7 protein-coding genes are annotated in these 6,070 nt (G+C 65.4%); 4 read left to right on the top strand and 3 right to left on the bottom strand.

What is annotated here, in order from left to right:
* Together ACXJL8_RS30970 and ACXJL8_RS30965 are read left to right on the top strand one after the other, a co-directional pair.
* Positions 1-1,322: selenium-binding protein SBP56-related protein (locus tag ACXJL8_RS30970; protein ID WP_456686147.1), on the top strand; the 1,322-nt coding region annotated here is incomplete at its 5' end.
* Between the two features lie 77 nt (positions 1,323-1,399).
* Positions 1,400-1,993: a hypothetical protein gene (locus ACXJL8_RS30965; RefSeq protein WP_456620632.1), complete on the top strand. Its 594-nt coding sequence runs from the start codon at positions 1,400-1,402 to the stop codon at positions 1,991-1,993.
* A 3-nt stretch (positions 1,994-1,996) separates the two neighbouring features.
* Here the strand turns inward: ACXJL8_RS30965 and ACXJL8_RS30960 are convergent, their stop codons facing one another.
* Genes ACXJL8_RS30960 through ACXJL8_RS30950 form a run of 3 tightly spaced genes read right to left on the bottom strand, consistent with a single transcriptional unit; the run spans position 1,997 to position 4,554 of the window.
* The gene (locus tag ACXJL8_RS30960; RefSeq protein ID WP_456620575.1) at positions 1,997-2,695 is read right to left on the bottom strand and encodes a DUF1045 domain-containing protein; all 699 of its coding nucleotides are present in this window, start codon (positions 2,693-2,695) and stop codon (positions 1,997-1,999) included.
* 18 nt (positions 2,696-2,713) lie between these two features.
* Complete coding sequence (locus ACXJL8_RS30955; RefSeq protein WP_456686146.1) at positions 2,714-3,907, bottom strand: alpha-D-ribose 1-methylphosphonate 5-triphosphate diphosphatase; 1,194 nt, start codon at positions 3,905-3,907, stop codon at positions 2,714-2,716.
* Positions 3,904-4,554 (bottom strand): chloramphenicol acetyltransferase, encoded by a 651-nt coding sequence (locus ACXJL8_RS30950; RefSeq protein WP_456620573.1) that lies wholly within the window; start codon positions 4,552-4,554, stop codon positions 3,904-3,906. Before ACXJL8_RS30950 ends, ACXJL8_RS30955 begins: the two co-directional genes overlap by 4 nt.
* Before the next feature lie 173 nt (positions 4,555-4,727).
* On the opposite strand from ACXJL8_RS30950, the gene phnC reads away from it, so the two are divergent.
* Positions 4,728-5,537, top strand: a complete 810-nt coding sequence (gene phnC / locus ACXJL8_RS30945; RefSeq protein WP_456620572.1) for a phosphonate ABC transporter ATP-binding protein — start codon at positions 4,728-4,730, stop codon at positions 5,535-5,537.
* 62 nt (positions 5,538-5,599) lie between these two features.
* Positions 5,600-6,070, top strand: a 471-nt coding sequence (phnD, locus tag ACXJL8_RS30940) for a phosphate/phosphite/phosphonate ABC transporter substrate-binding protein (protein WP_456686145.1), incomplete at its 3' end; no start/stop codon positions are given.

Raw genomic sequence — 6,070 nt, 5'->3', positions numbered from 1 at the left:
CGTTGCTGCTCAGTCCGGATTTCTCAAAACCGGATGCTCTCGCGGTCATCGACGTCAAGCCGGGATCGCCGACCTACAGCAAAATCGTCCACACCGTGACGATGCCCAACAAGGGCGATGAGTTTCATCACTTCGGCTGGAATGCCTGCTCCTCCGCCTTGTCGCCGCTCGCTGGACACGCCTTCATCGAGCGACGCTATCTCATCATCCCCGGGATACGCTCGTCGCGGATCTACATCATCGACACCAAGCCCGATCCGACCCAGGCCAAAATCCACAAGATCATCGAGCCCGAGGAAATCTTCAAGAAGACCGGCTACTCGCGGCCGCATACCATCCATTGCGGGCCGGACGGCATCTATGTGAGCACGCTGGGCGGCGGCGGCAAGGACGGCACCAACGGGCCTCCGGGCGTCTTCATCATGGATTGCGAGAYGTTTGAGGTCCTTGGACGATGGGAGATCGACCGCGGTCCGCAGACGCTGCACTATGATTTCTGGTGGAACCTGCCGCGCGACTACATGGTGACGAGCGAGTGGGCGTTGCCGCCGCAGTTCGAGAACGGGATCGTCCCGGAGGATCTGCTGTCGAACAAATACGGCCATCGTCTCCACTTCTGGGATCTCCACGCCCGTCGCAACGTGCAGACCATCGACCTCGGCGCCAATCATCAGATGGCGCTGGAGGTACGGCCGGCGCACGATCCGGTTCGCGAATACGGCTTCGTCGGCGTTGTGGTCGACACCACGAATCTCGAAGCGTCGATCTGGACCTGGTGGCGCGAAGGCGGAAAATTCCATGCCGAGAAGACGGCGACGATCCCGCCCGAACCCGCGCCAAAGGAGCAGCTCCCGCCGCTGCTCCAGGGCTTTGGCGCCGTGCCGCCGCTGGTGACCGACATCGACCTGTCGATGGATGATCGTTTTCTCTATGTCTCGTGCTGGGGCACGGGTGAAATGCGCCAGTACGACGTGAGTGATCCGCGCAAGCCGAAGCTTGCGGGCTCGGTTCACATCGGCGGCATCGCGCGCCGCACCCCCCATCCGAACGGCAAGGCATTTGCGGCCGGCCCGCAGATGGTCGAGATCAGCCGCGACGGCAGGCGGGTGTATTGGACCAATTCGCTCTATTCCACCTGGGATGACCAGTTCTATCCCGACGGCGTTCCCGGTGCGGAAGTCATGGCCAATGTCGGTCGCAATGGCGGCCTCGAGCTCGACAAGAACTACTTCGTGAGCTTCCCCGACGGATATCGTGCGCACCAGATCAGGCTGGAGGGCGGCGATTGTTCGACGGACTCCTTTTGCTACCCGTCGGCCTAGATTGGGCGCACGCGAGCCTCGGCTGGCTGTGGCTCGCCCTTGTTGCGAGCGGTCTCTATCACGGGGTCAATCCGGGAATGGGCTGGCCGCTCGCCGTTTCGGCCGGGCTCATGGACAAGAGCCCGCGCGCACTTTTCCGTGCGTTGTGGGCGCTGGCGGCCGGACATCTGCTGGCAACACTTCTCGTGCTGCTGCCATTCGCGTTCCTGCTCGTGCTGGCCGAGTGGCAGCGTTCGATCCAGCTCTGCGCGAGCCTCCTCGTCATCGGCTTCGGCGTCTATCGGCTGGTCGAGCGGCGCCATCCGCGCGCGCTGGCACGAATTCCGCCAACCCAATTGGCGCTCTGGTCATTTGCCGTTGCCATTGCTCACGGCGCCGCCTTGATGCTCGTGCCGATCTATCTCGGGCTCTGCCAGGCCTTCGAACTTGATGCCAGCCATGAGGCGGCGGGCGCGCTGATGAAGGCAAGCCTCGGGATGGCGGTGCTGGTGTCCTTGGTGCACGTTGCCGCCATGATCGGCGCCGGCGGATGTCTGGCGTGGCTGGTCTACCGCCATCTGGGATTGAGGTTCGTCTCGCGAAGCTGGTTCAACCTGGACGCAATCTGGGCGACCAGCCTCATTCTGGTGGGCGTCGTGGCGCTCGCCTTCAATCTCGCGAGCTGGCACTGACGCCTACCGCGTCAAAGCCCACTCACCGATGATGCGGAAGCGCGCCTTGGTCTCGTCCTGCTTGAACAGCGCGAGGCGATCGATCGCGAGCGTATCAAGACCGAGCGTGGCAAACCTTCCCCGCAGCATGTCCAGAATCGGCCGGCGCCGTTCCGCATCGAGCCGGCCGGTCAGCGTCATGTGGAAGCGGAATTCCTCCATGACGTAGGGATAGCCCCAGCGATCGAGATAGTCGCGCTGCCGTTCGCTGAGCTTCTCGGGCTTGCGCCGCACACGGTCTTCCGCGCTCAGCGGCGCGCGGAAAGCATCGAAATCGCGAGCGCAATCGGCCGCGAGCTGCTGGAGTTCGTCGACCGGCTCGGCCGGAATGACCGCGATGAAGCCGCTGATGGAATCGACGACCGGGCGGATCACCGGAATGGCGCGCGGCCTGCCGGCGAATGTCGCGCAAGCCGCAACAAGTCCGGCCTCGCTCCTGCCTGGCGCCAGCGCCATCGGCGCCTTCAGCGTGGCGTGAAAGCCGTATTTGCGGGGATCGGCGGTGACGTCGCGCCAGTCCGGAGCCGTGCGCAGCGCCTCGTCCGGGAATGGCAGCTCGCGGCCGGTGTGCGCGTCATAGCCGAGCAGTTCGGCGCCGAAGCGCGAGACGGCGCTGTCGGCGCCGGCGGCATGGTAGATCGCGTAGCGGGGAAAATCAGTCATTGACCGAGCATAACCGGTTTAGGCCGCGACGACAGCCTCGCGCGGCGTCGCCGCCGCGCTGAGCAGCCGTGTCGCATCGGTCAAGTGCACGAGCTTTCCGGCTGCGATCACCGCGACGAGACGCGGCCGCAGCGGCACGCTGTCGTCGACCAGCAGAATGTCGGCGCGGCGTCCTTGCGCCAGCACGCCGCGATCGGCGAGACCGGTTGCGTGCGCTGGTCCGGCGGAGACCAGATTCCAGGCCTCCGTCAGCGGCAGCACGCCGTCGGCTGCGAGCCGGAACGCGGCGAGCAGCGGCGCGGGATAATAATAGTCCGACGCCAGCACCGAGCAGAGCCCCTTGGCGATCATGTCGGACGCCCTGGTCCAGCCGGTGTGGCTGCCGCCGCGCACCACGTTCGGCGCGCCGTAGACGATGGCATCGCCGGCGGCCGCGGCGTCGCGCGCCGTTTCCTCGTTGATCGGAAATTCGGCGAGCGTCACGCCCATGGCACGAAAGCCCTGCCGCATCGCCGGCGTCGCATCGTCATGCGAGAGCATGCGCACCTCGGCCGCGCGGGCAACCGCGGCGAGCCGGGTGATCGACGCCGGAACGTCGGCGGCGCGCGACACGATATGCGCGACGAGCCCGTCGAAATCCTCGCTCGACAGCCCGGTGCGCTCCACCATGCGGTTGCGCTTGCGCGGATTGGAGATGTCGGCAACGACCCCGTCCATGTGGTCGTTGAAGGCGAACAGGTCGACGCGACCCTCGGTGAGCCACCGGCCGATCTCGTCTTCGGCGTCGAGATTGTAGGTCTCGTGCCGCAGGTGGAAACGGGTATCGGCGGCGAAGTGCGGGCGCTGCCGTTCGATCGCCTCCAGCAGGCGCCGCRCATTGTCGCCGCTGCGCAGGCCCGGCTCCCACGACCAGGTCGTGGCGTGGAACACCGTGGTGATGCCGTTGCCGATGACCTGGCGGTCGGTGTCGGCGAGCGCGACGTCGATCGGAAAATCGACGCCGGCGCGCGGCATCATCTGCCGCTCGAACGCGTCGCCGTGCAGATCGACGATGCCGGGCAGCACCAGCAGGTCGCGCGCGTCGATCGCGACCCGCGCACGGCCGCGGCCGCCACCAAGCTCCGCGATGTCCTGCCCGGAGACGGCGAGCGAGGCTTCAACGATCTTCGAGCCGATCAGGGCCCGGCCACCTTCGAGAAAGATATCTGTCACGCGATCGCGCTTCGTTTGCTGGCAGGGGAGTAAGCCCGTGCTTCGTATGTCGAGAGGAAATCTTCAATCCCGAGCTTGCGGAAATCGGGCAGGGCTTCACGCAATTTGTCGTGATCCCAGTCCCACCAGGCCAGCCGTCCGGCGATCTCTTCCGAGAACCGCCGCCGGACGATCCGCGCCGGATTGCCCGCAACGATGGTGTAGGCCGGCACGTCCTTGGTGACGATGGCGCCGGCCGCGATCACGGCGCCGGTGCCGATGTTGCGGCCCGGCAGCACGATCGCGCCATGGCCGATCCAGACGTCATGGCCGATATGGACGTGATGCTGGCGTCGCCAGTCGAAGAACTCGGTATCGTCGCTCTCGCCCGGGAAGTAGGCGCTGGAGCGATAGGTGAAATGCGCCTGCGTGGCGCGCTGCATCGGATGATTGCCGGGATTGATACGGGTCATCGCCGCGATCGAGCAGAATCTCCCGATGGTCGTGTAGGTGATCTGCGCGTCGTTCACCACATAGGAATAATCGCCCATCGTCACTTCGTGCAGGATCGTGCGCGCGCCAACCTCGGTATAGGTGCCGAGCTTCGTTTCGTGCAGCTTCGCCGAGGGATCGATGGTCGGTTGGACCGAAAGCGCTTTGGCGACCATGTTGCATCCGAAAGTTTGGGGACGGCGTTCCTCTTCGAGTGGCTTGATGACAATGTCATGACGCCGCGATGACAGGGGATGAGGTGTGTAGGATCGCCGCACCGCAGCGCGCGTGTCACACAAGTGTCAAGCGCCGGCGTTAGCGGTGGGTCCCAGCTACTCTGGAGCCCTGCATGCTGGTGGTTGAAGGTCTGACGTGCCGCTTCGGCGCAAAAGCCGCGGTGGACGACGCTTCGTTTCAAATCTCCCCCGGCGGTTTCGTCGGTGTGATCGGGCGCTCCGGCGCCGGCAAGTCGACCATGCTGCGCATGATCAATCGCCTCGCGACGCCGACGCAGGGCCGCATCCTGTTCGACGGCCTCGACGTCACCGCGCTGCGCGGCAAGGAATTGCGGCAGTGGCGCGCCCGCTCGGCGATGATCTTTCAGCAATTCAACCTGGTCGGCCGGCTCGACGTGCTGACCAACGTCCTGATGGGCCGTCTCGCGACCATGCCGGCCTGGCGCTCGCTGACGCAGACCTGGCCCGAGCACGACAAGGCGCTGGCGATGTCCGCGCTGGAGCAGTTCGATATCGCCTCGCTCGCGGCCCAGCGCGCCGACCAGCTCTCCGGCGGCCAGCAGCAGCGCGTTGCCATCGCCCGCGCCCTGGTCCAGCAGCCCGACATCATCCTCGCCGACGAGCCGATCGCCTCGCTCGATCCGCGCAACACCAAGATCGTGATGGATGCGCTGCTGCGCATCAACAAGCACTTCGGCATCACCGTGCTCTGCAACCTGCATTCGCTCGATCTGGCGCGCAGCTATTGCGACCGCCTGATCGGCATGGCGCAGGGCCGCGTGGTGTTCGACGGCGCGCCGGCTGCGCTGACCGATCACGTTGCGCGCGAGCTTTACGACCTCGAAGCCGCCGACGTCATGGGCGGTACGCCTGCAGCGGCGCCCGAGGCCATTCCGGCGCTTGGAACGGCGGCCGCCGCCTGAGCGGCGCCGCACCTGTAGTTGCCATTTTTGCGTCAACCGACCCAACCTATGAAGAGGGTATCATGATCACTCGCAGATTAGTCCTTGCCGGCGCCGCCGCGCTCGCGTTCACCGCTTCCGCCTCCGCAGACGACTGGAAAGCCAAATATCCTGAGCTGACCTTCGCGGTCGTCCCGGCCGAGAACGCCTCGGGCGTCACCGAACGCTGGGCGCCGTTCATGAGCTATCTCTCCAAGGAACTGGGCGTGAAGGTCACGCTGCGCATTGCCAACGACTACGCCGCGGTCATCGAAGGCCAGCGTGCTGGCAACATTCATATCGCGAGCTACGGCTCGGCTTCGTTCGCCCGCGCCCGCCTGACCGGCGTCAAGACCGACGCTTTCGCCAACGACATCAACGCCGACGGCTCGACCGGCTACTATTCGGTGTTCTTCGTCAAGGCGAGCAGTGCCTACAAGAAGGTCGACGACCTCAAGGGCAAGAACCTTGGCCTCGTCGATCCGAACTCGACGTCGGGCAACAACGTGCCGCGC

Source organism: Bradyrhizobium sp. P5_C11_2 (genome assembly GCF_054049755.1).
The sequence above is the reverse complement of the archived record's forward strand: the minus strand, read 5'-3'. Positions and strand labels throughout refer to the sequence as shown.

What these genes read in the sequence shown, in the direction of transcription:
- ACXJL8_RS30960 (WP_456620575.1), bottom strand. Translation starts at nt 2,695, where the DNA reads ATGACTGATTTTCCCCGCTACGCGATCTACCATGCCGCCGGCGCCGAC.
- ACXJL8_RS30965 (WP_456620632.1), top strand. Translation starts at nt 1,400, where the DNA reads ATGGGCTGGCCGCTCGCCGTTTCGGCCGGGCTCATGGACAAGAGCCCG.
- ACXJL8_RS30950 (WP_456620573.1), bottom strand. Translation starts at nt 4,554, where the DNA reads ATGGTCGCCAAAGCGCTTTCGGTCCAACCGACCATCGATCCCTCGGCG.
- phnC (WP_456620572.1), top strand. Translation starts at nt 4,728, where the DNA reads ATGCTGGTGGTTGAAGGTCTGACGTGCCGCTTCGGCGCAAAAGCCGCG.